General features: G+C 63.9%; 20 protein-coding genes. 15 read left to right on the top strand and 5 right to left on the bottom strand.

Annotation, left to right across the window (positions count from 1 at the left end):
• The first annotated feature begins 13 nt into the window (after nucleotides 1–13).
• From rraA to KT882_RS22165, 3 genes are all read left to right on the top strand, one after another.
• A complete protein-coding gene (rraA, locus tag KT882_RS22175) occupies nucleotides 14–508 on the top strand; it encodes a ribonuclease E activity regulator RraA (protein WP_161074703.1) in 495 nt (164 codons plus the stop codon).
• 374 nt (nucleotides 509–882) lie between these two features.
• Nucleotides 883–2,079: a 23S rRNA (adenine(2030)-N(6))-methyltransferase RlmJ gene (locus KT882_RS22170; protein WP_228893341.1), complete on the top strand. Its 1,197-nt coding sequence runs from the start codon at nucleotides 883–885 to the stop codon at nucleotides 2,077–2,079.
• Between the two features lie 75 nt (nucleotides 2,080–2,154).
• Complete coding sequence (locus tag KT882_RS22165; RefSeq protein ID WP_161074705.1) at nucleotides 2,155–3,432, top strand: EAL and HDOD domain-containing protein; 1,278 nt, start codon at nucleotides 2,155–2,157, stop codon at nucleotides 3,430–3,432.
• 7 nt (nucleotides 3,433–3,439) lie between these two features.
• Here the strand turns inward: KT882_RS22165 and KT882_RS22160 are convergent, their stop codons facing one another.
• The 5 genes from KT882_RS22160 to KT882_RS22140 form a co-directional block, all read right to left on the bottom strand.
• Nucleotides 3,440–4,396: an alpha/beta hydrolase family protein gene (locus KT882_RS22160; RefSeq protein WP_228893340.1), complete on the bottom strand. Its 957-nt coding sequence runs from the start codon at nucleotides 4,394–4,396 to the stop codon at nucleotides 3,440–3,442.
• On the bottom strand, nucleotides 4,393–4,878 hold the full coding sequence (locus KT882_RS22155) for a GNAT family N-acetyltransferase (RefSeq protein WP_161074707.1): 486 nt from the start codon (nucleotides 4,876–4,878) through the stop codon (nucleotides 4,393–4,395). The genes KT882_RS22160 and KT882_RS22155 overlap by 4 nt, the downstream gene beginning before the upstream one ends.
• Nucleotides 4,856–5,134 carry a hypothetical protein gene (locus KT882_RS22150; RefSeq protein WP_228893339.1) on the bottom strand — a complete coding sequence of 93 codons (279 nt, stop codon included), beginning with the start codon at nucleotides 5,132–5,134 and terminating at the stop codon, nucleotides 4,856–4,858. Before KT882_RS22150 ends, KT882_RS22155 begins: the two co-directional genes overlap by 23 nt.
• Nucleotides 5,135–5,227: 93 nt before the next feature.
• Nucleotides 5,228–5,965, bottom strand: coding sequence for an SAM-dependent methyltransferase (locus KT882_RS22145; protein ID WP_228893338.1), 738 nt, complete (start codon nucleotides 5,963–5,965; stop codon nucleotides 5,228–5,230).
• A gap of 11 nt (nucleotides 5,966–5,976) precedes the next feature.
• On the bottom strand, nucleotides 5,977–6,588 hold the full coding sequence (locus KT882_RS22140; RefSeq protein WP_161074710.1) for a Maf-like protein: 612 nt from the start codon (nucleotides 6,586–6,588) through the stop codon (nucleotides 5,977–5,979).
• A gap of 156 nt (nucleotides 6,589–6,744) precedes the next feature.
• Between KT882_RS22140 and KT882_RS22135 the strand changes: the two genes are divergently transcribed.
• The 12 genes from KT882_RS22135 to KT882_RS22080 all read left to right on the top strand — a co-directional run bounded on the left by KT882_RS22135 (nucleotide 6,745) and on the right by KT882_RS22080 (nucleotide 16,550).
• The gene (locus KT882_RS22135) at nucleotides 6,745–7,233 is read left to right on the top strand and encodes a YceD family protein (protein WP_407682021.1); all 489 of its coding nucleotides are present in this window, start codon (nucleotides 6,745–6,747) and stop codon (nucleotides 7,231–7,233) included.
• A 208-nt stretch (nucleotides 7,234–7,441) separates the two neighbouring features.
• Nucleotides 7,442–7,624: a 50S ribosomal protein L32 gene (rpmF, locus tag KT882_RS22130; RefSeq protein ID WP_008449924.1), complete on the top strand. Its 183-nt coding sequence runs from the start codon at nucleotides 7,442–7,444 to the stop codon at nucleotides 7,622–7,624.
• A 144-nt stretch (nucleotides 7,625–7,768) separates the two neighbouring features.
• The gene (plsX, locus tag KT882_RS22125) at nucleotides 7,769–8,830 is read left to right on the top strand and encodes a phosphate acyltransferase PlsX (protein WP_161074712.1); all 1,062 of its coding nucleotides are present in this window, start codon (nucleotides 7,769–7,771) and stop codon (nucleotides 8,828–8,830) included.
• A gap of 16 nt (nucleotides 8,831–8,846) precedes the next feature.
• Nucleotides 8,847–9,833, top strand: coding sequence for a beta-ketoacyl-ACP synthase III (locus tag KT882_RS22120; protein ID WP_161074713.1), 987 nt, complete (start codon nucleotides 8,847–8,849; stop codon nucleotides 9,831–9,833).
• Between the two features lie 102 nt (nucleotides 9,834–9,935).
• Entirely contained in the window at nucleotides 9,936–10,877 is a 942-nt protein-coding gene (fabD, locus tag KT882_RS22115) for an ACP S-malonyltransferase (protein WP_161074714.1), read from the top strand.
• 11 nt (nucleotides 10,878–10,888) lie between these two features.
• The gene (gene fabG / locus KT882_RS22110; RefSeq protein WP_228893336.1) at nucleotides 10,889–11,647 is read left to right on the top strand and encodes a 3-oxoacyl-ACP reductase FabG; all 759 of its coding nucleotides are present in this window, start codon (nucleotides 10,889–10,891) and stop codon (nucleotides 11,645–11,647) included.
• A gap of 146 nt (nucleotides 11,648–11,793) precedes the next feature.
• Nucleotides 11,794–12,033 (top strand): acyl carrier protein, encoded by a 240-nt coding sequence (gene acpP / locus KT882_RS22105; protein WP_055936274.1) that lies wholly within the window; start codon nucleotides 11,794–11,796, stop codon nucleotides 12,031–12,033.
• Nucleotides 12,034–12,063: 30 nt separating this feature from the next.
• The gene (fabF, locus tag KT882_RS22100) at nucleotides 12,064–13,308 is read left to right on the top strand and encodes a beta-ketoacyl-ACP synthase II (protein WP_161074716.1); all 1,245 of its coding nucleotides are present in this window, start codon (nucleotides 12,064–12,066) and stop codon (nucleotides 13,306–13,308) included.
• Between the two features lie 135 nt (nucleotides 13,309–13,443).
• Nucleotides 13,444–13,866: a protein YgfX gene (locus tag KT882_RS22095; protein WP_228893335.1), complete on the top strand. Its 423-nt coding sequence runs from the start codon at nucleotides 13,444–13,446 to the stop codon at nucleotides 13,864–13,866.
• Between the two features lie 70 nt (nucleotides 13,867–13,936).
• A complete protein-coding gene (gene rpoE / locus KT882_RS22090; RefSeq protein ID WP_161074718.1) occupies nucleotides 13,937–14,536 on the top strand; it encodes an RNA polymerase sigma factor RpoE in 600 nt (199 codons plus the stop codon).
• 16 nt (nucleotides 14,537–14,552) lie between these two features.
• On the top strand, nucleotides 14,553–14,936 hold the full coding sequence (locus KT882_RS22085) for a sigma-E factor negative regulatory protein (protein WP_228893334.1): 384 nt from the start codon (nucleotides 14,553–14,555) through the stop codon (nucleotides 14,934–14,936).
• A 111-nt stretch (nucleotides 14,937–15,047) separates the two neighbouring features.
• A complete protein-coding gene (locus KT882_RS22080; RefSeq protein WP_161075444.1) occupies nucleotides 15,048–16,550 on the top strand; it encodes a DegQ family serine endoprotease in 1,503 nt (500 codons plus the stop codon).
• The last annotated feature ends 73 nt before the right edge of the window (nucleotides 16,551–16,623 follow it).

Here is a 16,623-nt window from a genome sequence, read left to right as displayed (position 1 = left end):
AGCCGGAGATTCCATGAGCTTTGCCACCACCGACCTGTGCGATGACCATGCGGACCTGCTCGAGAGCGGCGTGCTCGCCGTGCTGCCGCCCGTGTACCAGCACTTTGGACAGCACAGGAAATTCAGCGGCCCCGCCACCACGCTCAAGGTATTCGAGGACAACGCGCTGGTGCGCAGCACGCTGGAGACGCCGGGCAACGGCGGCGTGCTGGTGGTCGATGGCGGCGGCAGCCTGCGGCGCGCGCTGGTGGGCGGGCAGCTGGGCCTGCTGGCGCAGGACAATGGCTGGGCCGGCATCGTGGTGTACGGCTGCATCCGAGACACCGATGAAATCAACGCCTGCGCGGTCGGCGTGCGCGCGCTGGGCGCCCATCCGCAGAAAAGCGCCAAAGCCGGCGCCGGCGCGCGCGATGTGCGCGTCCACATCAGCGGCGTCGCCGTCCGCCCCGGCGACTGGATCTACGCCGACGCCGACGGCATCCTCGTCTCCCAGCAACAACTGGCCTAAGCGCCTGTGCAAGCCGGGACTTGCCCGGCCATAAAAGAAAATGGCCGCACGCGTTGAGGCAACGGTGCGGCCGATTCGTTTGCACCGCTTGTCCGGACAAGCGGCGAAACGGGCCTAGCCCCACGCCGTAACAACCGGATACCGCTTTCAGCGTCGACATCATCCGGTTCCACGCGGCGCCAGGCTGCTGTGGTTTTTAAAGTACCTTTAGATTAGCAGACTCTTTCCATTAGTCTCATTGAATTTTCTTAAGATAACTTACATTCCAATTGGGAAAGTTAGATGTCTTGGGAGTATCTTCTTGCAAAGGCAGGTGGGGAACGCATTAGGTATAATGCACCCTTGCAGCATCCATCTTTAAGGAATTCCCCACCATGTTCAGTTACCGCCACGCCTTCCACGCCGGCAATCACGCCGATGTGCTCAAGCATTTCGTGCTGGTCCAGCTGCTTCAGTATATGAATCAGAAGGACACCGCTTACAGCTACATCGACACCCATGCCGGCGCGGGCGTGTATGCGCTGGACGGCAATTTCGCCTCCAAGAACGCCGAGTACGAAACCGGCATCGGCCCGCTGTGGGAGCGCACCGATCTGCCGCCGGCGCTGGCCGAATATGTGGACCTGATCAAGGCCATGAACCCGAGCGGCAAGATGCGCTACTACCCCGGCTCGCCGTACTGCGCCGACCAGGTGGCGCGCGAACAGGACCGCCTGCGCCTGTACGAGTTGCACCCGGCCGACTCCAAGATCCTGACCGACAACTTCCGCAAGCTCGACGAGCACAAGGCGGCGCAGGGCATCCGCTCCTCCGTGCGCGGCAAGCGCGTGCTGGTGACGCGCGGCGATGGCTTCCACGAATTGAAGGGCCTGCTGCCGCCGCCGTCGCGCCGCGGCGTGGTGTTGTGCGACCCGCCCTACGAGGACAAGCAGGACTACCGCAAGGTGGTGGACATGCTGAACGACGCCACCAAGCGTTTCCCGGCCGGCACTTACGCGATCTGGTATCCCATCCTGCAGCGCATCGAAGCGCGCAACTTCGCCGAGCGCATGAAGCACATCAAGGGCACCGAATGGCTGAACGTGATGCTGACCATCCGCACCCCCGGTCCGGACGGCTTCGGCGGCCTGCACAGCAGCGGCATGTTCATCGTCAACCCGCCGTTCACGCTGGAGGCCACGCTCAAGGAAGTGATGCCCTACCTGGTGGAAGTGCTGGGCGAGGACACAGGCGCCAGCTTTGTGCTGGAAACGGGCAACGCCGCCACCGCCCCGCGCGCCGCTTCGCTGCAGCAGGCCGAGAACAATCCGCGCGGTGGCTTGCGCGCGCCGGTCTCGCCACGCGCCATCGGCCCCGGCGGCAGCTTGCGCGGCAATAACGCGCCTGCGCCGCGCGGCAGCCTGCGCACTTCGTCGCGTCCCGGCACGCCTGGCGCAGGTACAGGTACGGGACGTCCCGGTTCGCCCGGCGCCAGCTACACCCGTCCGGCCGGCGCCAAGCCGGTCGCCAAACTGGGCACCGATGGCCCGCGTACTGGCGCTCCACGCAACACCAAGCCGCGCCGCCCTTAGTTTGCGTTAATAAATGTTGGCAAGACTCTATCAATGGGTATAGTCTTAGCATAACAACGCAGATTGGGGCAGCCCATGACCATCGCTTCGCCGCTACAGATTGCGCCTGCGCTCGCCAACCATTTTTACCTGGCGCGCCAGCCCATACTCAACCGCAGCCAGCGCCTGGTTGCCTATGAGCTGTTGTTCCGCAACGCGGACACGGACCGGGCCGACGTCACGGACGACGCTTCCGCCACCGCCTCCGTGATTGCCCACGCTTCCGAGCTGGGCATGGGGCATGTGGTGGGCGACCAGATGGCCTTCGTCAACGTCGACACGGTCGGCCTGATGAGCGACTTCATCCGCTTCCTCCCGAATGACAAAGTCATCCTCGAAATCCTGGAAACCGTGCAGGCCACGCCCGCCGTGGTCGAACGCGTGCGCGAGCTGAAGGAAGCCGGCTTCCGCTTCGCGCTGGACGATGTGGTGGCCGAGTCCGAGGACGTCAGCACGCTGCAGCCGATGATGGATGTAATCAAGGTCGACGTGCACCACATGGAGCCCGCCCGCCTGAGTGCGCTGGCCGGGTCCATGCGCAACTCCAGCCAGAAGCTGCTGGCCGAAAAGGTCGAGACGATAGAAGAGTTCCATCAATGCATGGATCTCGGCTTTGAATATTTCCAGGGCTATTATTTCGCCCGCCCGGTGATTTTGAGCGGCAAGAAGATCACGCCGTCCCAGCTCTCCATCCTCAACCTGCTGAACCTGCTCAATTCGGACGCCGACCAGCGCGAGATCGAACACAGCGTCAAGCACGACCCGCTGATCACGCTCAACCTGCTGCGCCTGGTGAACACGCCTGCCGTGGGCGCGCGCTTCCGCATCAATTCGGTGGGCCACGCGCTGATCGTGCTGGGCCGCCGCCAGCTGCAGCGCTGGCTGCAGATACTGCTCTACGTGCGCACCGGGCAGAAGCCCGAGTTCGACTCGCCCCTGCTGCAAATGGCCACCACGCGCGGCAAGACGCTGGAACTGATGGTGGAGCACCTGCGTCCCGGTCAGCGCACCAGCGCCGACATCGGCTTCACGGTGGGCGTGATGTCGCTGATGGATACGCTGTTCTCAGTGCAGATGAGTGAAATACTGGACAGCGTGAACGTGCTGGACGAGGTGCGCGGCGCCTTGCTGACGCGGCACGGCGACTACGGCCGCCTGCTCACGCTGATCGAGCACATCGAACACCTGCAGGACGGCGATCCCGCCGTGCTGGGCCGCATGCTCAGCGACATGCATCTGTCGCCGGCCGAACTGTACGCCATCCAGGTCGCGGCCTTCGAGTGGGTCAACAGCTACACCAGCGGCATACACTGACAGCGCCTTATCGGGCGTAGGCCTTGCGCTCCCCTTTGAACCACTGCGCCAGTGCGGCGATGAAATCTTCAATATTCGACTTGTCGCCCGCCTTCAGGCTGTGGCCGGCGTTCCTGTATTCGACGAACTGGAAATCCCTGGCGGGCCGCTGCGCAAAATAGGTCTTCAGCAGCCGTCCCGATTCCACCGGTTCGGCATCGTCTTGCTCGCCCATGGCGACGACCATGGGAATGTCGAGCTGCGCGTATTCGGCCAGCGGATCATGGAACAGATGCGAACTCCAGTAACTGTAAGGGTGGCCGAAGAATTCCTTGCTTAAAGAATCCGGCTCGGCGGCGATGGCGGCGAACTCCGCTTCCAGCCGCTTTCTGGTGAAGTCCGCATACGGCGCCACGCCGCGGTCGGCGAAGGCCAGGAAGCCGTCGGCCTGCTTCATGCCGCCGGCGCCGATGACCGCCAGCCAGCCGATTTTCCTGCTGCGCGCGGCGACCATGGGTGCAACCTGGCCGCCCTCCGAAAAGCCCAGTATGGCCAGCGAGCGCTCTTTGGCCGCTTGCAGGCTCGGTTCCTGCGCGATGAACTCCAACGTGTCCGCCACGCGGCGGTCCAGGGTGTCGGCGCGGTTGTAGGCCTCGGAGCAACTGCCGGGTTCGCCGCTGTCGCCTTTCGCGATATGCGGCTTTTCCAGGAAATACAGATTCAGGGTGCTGGGGTAGTTCTTGAAGTACTTGGCAAAGCGCCCGCTGTAGTCGTTGCAGCCGGAGCCGCTTACCAGCACGATGGCGGGCGAACCGGGCGGCGCGCCGGTGTCGTGCAGCCGGTAGTAGCGGCGGGCTTCCCCCTTGATCTGTATGCTGGCCTCGTCGAGCAGGCGTTCCGCGCTGGCCGGCACGGCGGCGGCCAGCAGAGCTGCCATCAAGGCCGGCAGGGCGATCCGGGACAGGTGCGGGCGGACAGCCGTCACGCCAGCCACTCCATTTTCTGCACCGTGATCTCGGGGAAGCTGGCCAGCGGCTCCCAGACCGGCAGGAAGGCAAAGCCCAGCTTGCGGTAGAAGGCCGAGGCGCGCGCATTCTCCGGCGACACGTCGAGCACCACGCGCTGGTGGCCGTCCGCCACGGCGCCGGCCTGCACGGCTTGCACCAGCGCGGCGGCGGCCGGCGTGCCCCGATAGGCGGGCTGGACCCACATGCCGATCAGATTGCATTCCTGCTGCGCGCTGACGGCGCGGGCCGCCATGCCGATGGCGTTGCCGGTCTCCGCGTCGAAGGCGAGCAGGAACTCGGTGCCGTTGCGGCCCGAGGCGCGTTCCTGCCATTGCGCGTCCGTGTAGGCGGCGGCGCTGGCGTGGCTCACGCCGAATGCGGTGGGGGCGTCCAGCAGGGCCGCGAGGCGGATGGCTTTCAGCGTTTCCCAGTCTGCTTCAGTTGTAGGTCGAATTTTCATAGGGCGGCGCGGCGGACGATTTTTTCTTGCGCGTGAACGCGACGAGGAGGCCGAATGGCCAGGATACGAACAGCAGCGTCTGCCAGCGGGAAAACGCCTGGTATTCCTCTTCGGTATGGGTGACGTGGCCCTTGCCGCAATAGGGGCCGTCCTGGCATGGCTTGAATGGCGCGTCCGGAAAGGTGAGCAGGCCGTACAGCAGCAAGACGATGCACCATCCGGTGACGAGCCGCGCAACGATGTCCGATAGCTTCATGGCGCTCCGTGCTTTGTGGAAAGGCCTCTAGCTTAGCAGCAGGGGCACGCGCCAAAATTCACGGATTGTCACTATTTGTTACCGGCAGCGCCCTTATTGGCCCAGGATCAGGAACACGGTGGGTTTTTTGTGGAAGTCCGGCGCCTTGCCCGCCGCGAGCAGGCCTTTCCATTGCGCGCCCGTCATGGTGCGGATGGTTTCGGACGGCAGGCTGATGTCGGTGGCCACGCACATCAGCGTGCCGCCGGCGCAGCTGGCCACCAGCGCTTCCAGCATGGCCGCGTTGCGGTAGGGCGTCTCGATGAACAGCTGGGTCTGCTTCTCGCTGCGCGAGCGCGTTTCCAGTTCCTTGATGCGCTTGGCGCGCTGCGCCGCGTCCGTGGGCAGGTAGCCGTTGAAGGCGAAGCTTTGGCCGTTCAGTCCGCTCGCCATGACGGACAGCAAAATGGACGACGGCCCCACCAGCGGCCGCACCGGAATACCGTGCTGGTGCGCCAGGCGCACCAGGTCGGCGCCGGGGTCGGCCACGGCGGGCACGCCCGCTTCCGACACCAGGCCGGCGTCCTGCCCGGCCAGCAGCGGCTCCAGCAGGCCCAGCAGCGCCTGCTGCGGCGTGTTCACGTTCAGTTCGCTGATCCTGATTTCCTGCAGCGGGCGCGACAGCGGATGCTGCGCCCCCACCAGCTTCAGGAAGGCGCGCGCGGTCTTGGCGTTCTCGGCCACAAAGTAGCCGAGCGCGGCGGTGGTGGCCTGCACGTGTTCGGGGATGACGTGGGACAGCGCCTCGGTCTCGCCGAGGGTGTTGGGGATCAGGAAGAGGGTGCCTGGCATGTTGTAGCTTCTTATTGGATGTGGAAAAAGGATACGCCGGCCCGGCGCAGCATGCCGGTCAGCGCGATCAGCGGCAGGCCGGTCAGCGCGGTCGGGTCGCTGCTGTCGATGCGCTCCAGGATGGCGATGCCCAGCGCTTCATTCTTGGCGCTGCCCGCGCAGTCGTAGGGCTGCTCGATGCGCAGGTAAGCGTCCAGCTCGTGGTCGGGCAGGTCGCGGAACTTTACGACGGTCTGGATGTCTTCTATATAGGACTGGCTGTTGCGGCCATCCCACAGGCAAAGCGCGGTGTGGAACACCACTTCGCGGCCGCGCATTTTCTGCAATTGCGCCAGCGCGGCGGCGTGGCTGCCCGGCTTGCCGATTTGCTCGTCGTCCAGCGTGGCCACCTGGTCGGAGCCTATCACCAGGCAGCCGGGGTGCTTCGCGGCCACGGCGGCGGCTTTTTCGCGCGCCAGGCGCAGCGCGGTGGCGCTCGGCGTTTCGCCGGGCAGGGGGCTTTCATCGATGTCCGGCACGGCCACGTCGAATGGCAGTTGCAGGCGGGATAACAGTTCCTTGCGGTAGGCGGAGCTGGAAGCGAGGATGAGGCGGGGCGCGGAAGAAATCTGTTCGGTAGGCATCTGGTTTACTGGCCCTGTGCGGGAAATTGTTATATGCTCTGTGCGCCGTGGTTCAGCGCTGCCGCAAGCGCCTTTGCGGCAGCGGTTTGCGTGAAAGCTTTTGACGGCTTGGTGAAAACCCTGCTATTATCGCAGGTTTTCCGGGGAATGCAGGCCATGAGTGTGATTGACGCGTTTGACTTTTGCCGCAGCAACGGAAGCCGCAGCGGCGTAACGCCGGTTGCTGAAATGGCCCGCCTGGCCAAGGAATGCGCGGATGCGTCCGGCTCTGTCACCTGGCAGGTCGCGGGCGGTACCAGCAAGCACGGCTTCCCGCAGATGCGCTTGACGGTGGACGGCACGGTGCAGCTGGTTTGCCAGCGCTGCATGCAGCCCTATGCCCACCACTTGGCGTCCTCGACGCTGCTGATGCTGGGCAAGGACGACGAGCAAGCCGACGAGATCGAACAGATCGTCGATGATGAAACGGTGGACGTGATCGTGGGCACCCGCGACATGGACCTGATGTACCTGGTGGAAGATGAGGCGCTGCTGGCTCTGCCGCACACGCCGAAACACGATGTATGTCCGGATACGGCGCTGCTCGACTCTCTGCAGTCCGAGAAGAAGTCGCCGTTTGAAGGTCTGAAAGACCTCAAGAAATAAGTAAAACCCGTTATACCGAATAAGCAGTAAGTAAGGAACGTGTCAAAGCGCGTGCAGGCAGTCGAGTATTGCGAGTATTGGCATTGTGTAGTTAGTAGGGCCGGTCGTTTGATCGGCGTTGGCAAATTTTGCCGCTGGGATACTCGATTCGCATGTATTTGCAGGTCGAATGTGTTAGAATTTTAGAACTTATGTATTAGGAGTCATCATGGCAGTTCAGCAGAACAAGAAGTCCCCATCCAAGCGCGGTATGCACCGTTCGCACGATTTCCTGGTTGCACCGCAACTGGGCATCGAGCCAACCACCGGTGAAACGCACCTGCGTCACCACATCAGCCCTAACGGTTTCTACCGTGGCCGTAAAGTGCTGAAGACCAAAAACGACGAGTAATCGACGTTTTTACCAGAATAAGAGCGGTGCGACGTGGTATTTACTGACGTGGCGCCGCTTTTTTCTTTTCCTCGGCGGCTGAGCCAGCCTGTCAAACTTGCATCTCTGCAGCCCTGATACACTCAGGCGCGCATTTGTCCCACAATGACAATCAAAATATCTATCGACTGCATGGGCGGAGATCACGGCCTGTCTGTCACCATTCCTGCCGCCATATCCTTTCTGAAGCGTGAGGCGCAAGCCGAGCTGATCCTGGTTGGCCTGGAAGACGCCATCCGCGCGGAGCTCAAGAAGCACCACGCCGACGCGCACCCCCGCATTTCCATACACCACGCCTCCGAGCAGGTCGCCATGGACGACCCGCTGGAGGTCGCCCTGCGCCGCAAGAAGGATTCCTCGATGCGCGTGGCGGTCGAGCAGGTCAAGGACGGCAAGGCCCAGGCCGCCGTCTCGGCCGGCAACACCGGCGCCCTGATGGCCGTGTCGCGCTATGTGCTCAAGACCATGGCCGGCGTCGACCGTCCCGCCATCTGCTCCATCATGCCCAACCAGAAGGGCGGCCCCACCTATATGCTGGACCTGGGCGCGAATGTCGACTGCGAACCGCACCATTTGCACCAGTTCGCCATCATGGGCTCGGTGCTGGTCCATGCCATGGAAGGCATCGCCCGGCCCACCATCGGCCTGCTCAACGTGGGCACCGAGGACATCAAGGGCAATGAAGTGGTCAAGCTGACCAGCAAGCTGCTGCAGGCCGACCACGAGCGCGGCGCGCTCAACTTCTACGGCAACGTGGAAGGCAACGACATCTTCAAGGGCACCACCGACCTGGTGGTATGCGACGGCTTTGTCGGCAACGTCACCCTGAAATCGGTGGAAGGCGTGGCGCGCTTCTTCAAGGACGTGCTGACCTCCGAATTCAAGCGCAATATCTTCACCATGCTGGGCGCGCTGATTGCCAGCAGCGCCCTGAAGGCCATCAAGAGCCGCCTCAATCCATCCCGCTACAATGGCGCCAGTCTGCTGGGCCTGCGCGGCCTGGTTTTCAAAAGCCACGGCGGCGCCGACGCATATTCATTTGAATGGGCGATCCGGCGAGCGTATGATGCTGCAAAAAATGATGTGCAGGCGCAGTTGTCGACCATGATCGCCGAGCTGATGCCACGTAGCACGGAGACTACACAGGAGCCCAGCTCCGTCACCTGAAAGTGGATGGAAACGCATGACTTTGTATAGCAAAATTATTGGCACCGGCAGCTATCTGCCTGAAAAACGAGTGACCAACGCAGACTTGGCGGCCCAGCTGGCCGCCAAGGGGATAGAGACGTCCGACGAGTGGATTTCCAGCCGCAGTGGCATCTCCGCTCGTCACTACGCGGAGCCCGAGCAGGCGTCGTCCGACCTGGCCGTGCATGCGGCCCGCCACGCGCTGGAAATGGCCGGCATGGGCATCGACGATATCGACCTGATCATCGTCGCCAGCTCCACGCCGGACTTCTTCGGCAGCTTCCCCAGCACCGCCTGCATCGTGCAGCGCAAGCTGGGCCAGACCACCAACGGCGCCGCCGTGGACGTGCAGGCCGTGTGCAGCGGCTTCGTCTACGCCGTCTCCACCGCCGACGCCTTCATCCGCGCCGGCGTGCACAAGAACGTGCTGGTGATCGGCGCCGAAGTATTCTCCCGCATCCTGAATTTCGAAGACCGCACCACCTGCGTGCTGTTCGGCGACGGCGCCGGCGCCATCGTCATGACCGGTTCGGACGAGCCGGGCATCCTGGCCACCAAGCTGCACGCGGACGGCCGCCATTCGGACATCCTGAGCATCCCGGGCAGCCTGGCCGGCGGCGCGGTGGCGGGCAGCTCCTACCTGTACATGGACGGCCCTGCGGTATTCAAGCTGGCCGTCAGCGTGCTGGAGAAGGTGGCGCACGAAGCGCTGGAACACGCCGGCATGACGTCGGACCAGATCGACTGGCTGGTGCCGCACCAGGCCAATATCCGCATCATGAACGGCACCGCCAAGAAGCTGGGCCTGCCGCTGGACAAGATGATCGTCACGGTGGACCAGCACGGCAACACCTCGGCGGCATCGATCCCGCTGGCGCTGGACCAGGCGGTGCGCGACGGCCGCATCAAGAAAGGCCACAACGTCATGATGGAAGGCGTGGGCGGTGGTTTCACCTGGGGTGCTGTCCTGGCGCGGATGTAATGTAAAATACGGCCCGTTTTAGAATTAGTGTTCTAAATCCGGGGCCGGACCCGCCGGGTCTGACCCCAGAATAGGCATCTGCTTAATAAATAAGAGACAAATATGAATAAATTTGCATTTGTATTCCCGGGCCAGGGCTCGCAAGCCATCGCCATGATGGACGGCTTCGCCGGCAACCCGGTGGTGGCCCAGACCATCGCCGAGGCGTCGGACGCGCTGGGCTTCGACCTGGGCAAGCTGATGGCCGAAGGCCCGAAGGAAGAACTCGACCTGACCACCAACACCCAGCCCGTCATGCTGACGGCGGCCGTGGCCGTGTACCGCGCCTGGATCGCCGCCGGCGGCCCGGTGCCGTCGGTGGTGGCTGGCCACAGCCTGGGTGAATACTCGGCGCTGGTCGCTGCGGGCGTGATCTCCTTCAAGGACGCGGTGCCGCTGGTGCGCTTCCGCGCGCAAGCCATGCAGGAAGCCGTGCCGGTAGGCCAGGGCACCATGGCCGTGGTGCTGGGCCTGTCGGACGACGACGTGCGCGCCGCCTGCGCCGAAGCCGCCGCCGAGAATGCTGCGGAAGTAGTGGAGCCGGTCAACTTCAACGCGCCTGCGCAAGTGGTCATCGCCGGCCACACCGCCGCCGTTGAACGCGCCTGCGAAATCGCCAAGGCCAAGGGCGCCAAGCGCGCCATGAAGCTGCCGGTGTCGGCGCCGTTCCACTCCTCGCTGCTCAAGCCCGCTTCGGACCGCCTGCGCGAGTGCATGGCCGGCCTGAACTTCTCGGCGCCGCAGATCGCCCTGATCAACAATGTGGACGTGGCCGTGCTGAACGACCCGGCCAGTATCAAGGACGCGCTGGTGCGCCAGGCCGCGAGCCCGGTGCGCTGGGTGGAAACCATGCAGAAAGTGGCCGCCGACGGCATTACGCAAGTGGTCGAGTGCGGCCCCGGCAAGGTGCTGATGGGCCTGGCCAAGCGCATCGATCCTGTGCTGGTGGGCGACGCCATCACCGACCAGGCATCGCTGGACCGCGTACTGAGCACCTTCAAATAATAAGGAAGAACATGAATCTGGCAAATCAAGTTGCGCTGGTAACGGGCGCATCGCGCGGCATCGGCAAGGCCATCGCCACCGAGCTGGCCAAGCAGGGCGCGCGCGTGATCGGCACCGCCACCACGGAAGCGGGCGCCGAAGCCATTTCGGCCTACCTGGCCGAGATCGCTCCGGAAGCGGAGAGTGTGAAAGGTAAAGGCCTGGTGCTGGACGTGACCGATGCGGCGCGCTGCGCCGAAGTGATCGACGAAATCACCAAGACCTGGGGCGCGGTCGCCATCCTGGTCAACAACGCCGGCATTACCCAGGACAACCTGGCCATGCGCATGAAGGACGAGGAATGGGACAGCGTCATCGCCACCAACCTCAGTTCCGTGGGCCGTTTGTCGCGCGCCGTGCTGCGCGGGATGATGAAAGCCAAAAGTGGGCGTATTATTAACATCACCTCGGTGGTGGCATCGTCCGGCAACCCGGGTCAAATGAATTATGCGGCGGCCAAGGCCGGCGTGGAAGGCATGAGCCGCGCCCTGGCGCGCGAGATCGGCAGCCGCAACATCACCGTCAACTGCATCGCCCCCGGTTTTATCGACACCGATATGACCAAGGCGCTGGGCGATGAGCAGCACGCCGCACTGCTGACGCAGATCCCGCTGGCCCGGCTGGGCAAGCCGGAAGACATCGCGGCAGCCACCGCTTTCCTCGCTTCGCCGCAGGCCGCCTACATCACCGGCACCACCCTGCACGTGAACGGCGGGATGTATATGAATTGATGGCGAAAACGCGGAATTTAGCCGCGTTTTCACTGTCTTTTAGCAGTGATTTCGGCACAAATAGCAGCAGGTGCCGAAATTAGTTTTTCAGCGCGCAAACCTGATAAAATGCGCGCTTTCCGTAACAAACACATTGGAGCCATAACATGTCGGATATCGAACAACGCGTTAAGAAAATCGTCGCTGAGCAACTGGGCGTCGCAGAAGCAGACATCAAAACCGAATCGTCTTTCGTGGACGACTTGGGTGCTGACTCCCTGGACACCGTTGAACTGGTGATGGCTCTGGAAGACGAGTTCGAAATGGAAATCCCTGACGAACAAGCTGAAAAGATCACCACCGTGCAGCAGGCGATCGACTACGCAACCGCGCACGTCAAGGCCTAAGCCTGCCCCGATCGACTCCAGGAGAATCGCTTGAGTTCTAAAAACCGTCGTGTAGTGGTCACCGGCCTCGGCTGCGTGTCCCCCGTCGGCAATAGCATTGCCGAAGCGTGGAGCGCCGTCACTGAGGGCAAGTCCGGGATTGCCAACATCACCAAGTTTGATGCGCAGCCATTCACTACCCACTTCGCCGGTGAGGTAAAGGGCTTCAATATCGAGGATTACATCCCCGGTAAGGAAGCGCGCCATATGGATACTTTCATCCACTTTGGCATGGCGGCCGGCATTCAGGCGGTGCAGGATTCCGGCATCGTCGTCACCGAGGAAAACGCCGACCGTATCGGCGTGATCATCGGTTCCGGCATCGGCGGCTTGCCGATGATAGAAGAGCAGAAGGAAGACTACGACAAGCGCGGTCCGCGCCGCATCTCGCCTTTCTTCGTGCCTGCTTCGATTATCAACATGATCTCGGGCAACCTGTCGATCAAGTACGGCATGCGCGGTCCCAACCTGGCGATCGTCACGGCCTGCACCACCGGCCTGCACAGCATCGGCGCCGCTGCTCGCCTGATCGAGTACGGCGACGCAGATGTGATGGTGGCGGGCGGCGCGGAATCGACCGTGTCGCCGCTGGGCATGGGCGGTTTCGCCTCGGCCCGCGCCCTGTCCACCCGCAATGACGACCCTGCGACCGCTTCGCGGCCGTGGGACCGCGACCGCGACGGCTTCGTGCTGGGCGAGGGCGCCGGCGTCATGGTGCTGGAAGAGTACGAACACGCAAAAGCGCGCGGCGCCAAGATCTATGCAGAAGTGCATGGCTTTGGCATGACCGCCGATGCTTACCACATGACGTCGCCGCTGGAAGATGGCAGCGGCGGCAGCAAGGCAGTGATTGCCGCCCTGAAGAACTCCGGCCTCAACCCGGATCAGGTGCAGTACGTCAATGCCCACGGCACCTCGACCCCATTGGGCGACCAGGCCGAAGTGGTTGGCATCAAGCGCACCTTCGGCGACCACGCCAAGCAGATGGTGGTGTCCTCGACCAAGTCGATGACCGGCCACTTGCTGGGCGGCGCCGGCGGCCTGGAAGCGGTGTTTACGGTATTGGCCATCCACCATCAGGTGGTGCCGCCTACCATCAACATCTTCAACCAGGACCCTGCGTGCGACCTGGACTTCTGCGCCAACGTGGCGCGCGATATGAAGATCCAGTATGCGGTGAAGAACTCGTTCGGATTCGGCGGCACCAACGGTAGCCTCGTGTTCGGAAAAGTTTGAACTTTTTAGCCTCGCTCCGGTCGAACCGGAGTGAGCGCTGAGACGGTGCCGGCGCCCGCCGGCACCTGTCGCCCGGCTCCGCCGGCGCTTCTGCTGTACCCCTCCCATAGTTGGCACCCCCAGGCTTAACGCGTCATGTCGATTGCGGTAACTGCTGTCGTGCGTCCTTCTTTCTGCCTGCGCCTGCTGCAGGCGGGCTTCGCCGCGTGCACGCTGGCCGTGGCCTGCTTCCAGCCTCCCCATATCGCCATTTCTTGCGTTGCGGCAAGCCTTTGGGCCTTGTATTGCGCGCTGCGCGGGACCAAAACGCATCGGCTTGATATTTCCGGTATTGGGCAAATCCGGCTGGCGGTATACCTGCTGTCAGCGGATGGCACGGCGCCAGCGGCGGTGGCCTTGCAGGCGGGATCGGCCTGCTGGCCGTGGCTGCTGTTGCTGCGGCTGCGCCAGGACAGCGGCGCGGTCACGGTGCTGCTGGTGCTGCCCGACAGCGTGGCGGCCGGGCAGTTCAGGGCGCTGGCCCTGGCGTGCCGGGCCTGCGCGGCAAAAAAACTTTGAACTTCTTGCCGCGCGCTTGTTCTATAGCAGTAAGAGCTGGCGCGCTGCAGAATACCGGGGAACAGCTGCAATGACAGAGCGCGAGAGCGATCAGTTGCTGGTCGAACGAGTCCAGGCGGGCGAGCGGCAGGCATTCGACTTGCTGGTGGCTAAGTATCAGCGTAGGCTGATGAGGCTGGTTTCGCGCATCGTGCACGATCCTGCGGAGGCGGAAGATGTGGTCCAGGAGACGTTCATTAAAGCGTACCGCGCCATCCGGCGTTTTCGGGGCGACTCGGCCTTTTATACCTGGCTGTACCGCATTGGCATCAACACCGCCAAGAACTTCCTGGCCAGCCAGAGCCGCCGCACGCCGACCTCCACCGAGAACGACGCCGAGCAGGCTGAATCCTTCGACAGCGGCGAGCAGCTGCGCGACATCAACACGCCCGAGTCGGTGCTGGCCAGCCAGCAGATCGCGCGTACCGTGAACGCGGCGATGGACGCGCTGCCGCTGGATTTGCGCACGGCCATCGTACTGCGCGAAATCGAGGGGCTGAGCTACGAGGAGATCGCGGACATCATGTCCTGCCCGATCGGCACCGTGCGCAGCCGCATCTTCCGCGCGCGCGACGTGATTGCCGAGCGGCTCAAACCGCTGTTGGACATGCCGCTGGACAAACGCTGGTAAGCAAACGGGAACGCCGATGGAAACGCTGAAACCACTGCACGAACTCATTTCCGCCATGGCCGACGGCGCGCTGGCGGCCCACGAGGCCGAGCTGGCGCTGGCCGCGCTGACCGAGCCCGAGGGCAGGGCGGCCTGGCAGGCCTACCAGCTGATCGGCGACGTGCTGCGCAGCGACGCCAGCGGCGCCGAGCTGGGCGATGGTTTCAGCGCGCGCCTGGCGGCCCGGCTCGACGTCGAAGTCGCGCCGGCGCCCGGCCGCGCCGCGCCCGCGTCCCCGCCGGCACCTGCGCCCGCCGCCGCCCCGGCCGCCGCTTCCACCCCGGCATCGGCGCCGGCATCCCCCCAGGCGCCGGCCGCATCGCCGGCCCTGGCCGCCACAGTGCCGGACACGGCGGTCTAAGCGTCCCCTCTTGAAAAACCTTGCCGTTCGCAATATCTTGTGCGAGCGGCAACGGCCGTTTTCGCTTATATTGACTGAATATCCGCTGAACCCACACGCATGATGACCTCCATGAAAAACAATTTCCCTGCAGGTAGTAAAACCGTATCCGCGCTGGCGCTGAGCGCAGCTGTCCTGTTTGCCCCGGCCGTGGCCGGCCTGGCGCCCGTGGCGCAGGCCGCCGGGCCGGTGGTGGCGGGTTTGCCCGACTTTGCCGACATGGTTGAAAAAGTCGGCCCGGCCGTGGTCAACATCCGCACCACCGAGCGCCTCAAGCTGAGCCAGGGCCGCAACGGCCAGCCCGGCGAAGAGGAAATGCAGGAATTCCTGCGCCGCTTCTTCGGCGGCGCCGTGCCCACGCCGCGCCAGCCCGGCCAGACCCCGCGCGGCCGCCGCGGCGCCCCGCAGCAGGATGACCAGGAAGTGCAGCGCGGCGTCGGTTCCGGCTTCATCACCACGGCGGACGGCTATGTGCTGACCAACGCCCACGTGGTCGACGGCGCCGACGAGGTCTACGTCACGCTGACCGACAAGCGCGAATTCAAGGCCAAGGTGCTGGGCGCGGACGCCCGCACCGACGTGGCGGTGCTGAAAATCGAAGGCAGCAAGCTGCCCTACCTGACCATAGGCGACTCCGGCAAGATCCGCGTGGGCGAATGGGTGGTGGCCATCGGCTCGCCGTTCAACCTGGAAAACACGGTTACCGCCGGCATTATTTCCGCCAAGTCGCGCGACACCGGCGACTACCTGGCCCTGATCCAGAGCGATGTGGCGGTGAATCCCGGCAATTCCGGCGGCCCGCTGATCAATATGCGCGGCGAGGTAATCGGCATCAATTCCCAGATCGCCACCCTGTCCGGCGGCTACAACGGCATTTCCTTTGCCGTGCCCATCGACGAAGCCATGCGCGTGGCGGACCAGCTGAAGAAATCCGGCAAGGTCACGCGCGGACGCATCGGCGTGCAGATCGGCCAGCTGAGCAAGGAAGTGGCCGAGTCGCTGGGCCTGAAGGAAGCGCAGGGCGCCGAGGTGACCATGGTGGAGCCGGGCGGTCCGGCCGACAAGGGCGGCATCAAGGCCGGCGACATCATCCTGAAATTCAACGGCGCGGCCATCAGCCGCTCCACCGACCTGCCGCGCATGGTGGGCGGCACGGCGCTGGGCAGCAAGGCCGTGGTGACCGTGTGGCGCAAGGGCCAGCAGGTGGACATCCCTGTCACCGTGGTGGAGCTGGAGGCGGACAAGACCGCCGCCAAGGCCAGCCCGGCCGAGAAGAAGAAAAAGGCCGAGGAGCCCGCCAACGCGCTGGGCTTCAAGGTGGCCGACCTGACCGCCGCGCAGAAGAAGGAGCTGGCGGTGGAGGGCGGCGTGATGGTGGAGGCAACCGAAGGCGCCGCCGCCAACGCCGGGCTGCGCGAAGGCGACGTGCTGCTGCAGATTAACAATGTGGAGATCAAGGACGCCAAGCAGTTCAACGCCGTGGTGGCCAAGCTCGACGTCAAGCGCGCCCACGTGGTGCTGGTGCGGCGCGGCGAGGTGGCGCAGTTCATTTCCCTGCGCCCAAGCGCGAAGTAATAGCGGCGCTTGGCGGGTTACGGCTGCGCCTAACCCGCCCTACGGTCTTCACGAGGCGCGTAGGGCGGGTCAG

The organism is Pseudoduganella aquatica, from assembly GCF_020865585.1.
Taxonomy (GTDB): Bacteria; Pseudomonadota; Gammaproteobacteria; order Burkholderiales; family Burkholderiaceae_D; genus Rugamonas; species Rugamonas aquatica_A.
Note: the sequence above shows the minus strand (reverse complement) of the source record. Positions and strands in the feature narration are given on the sequence as shown.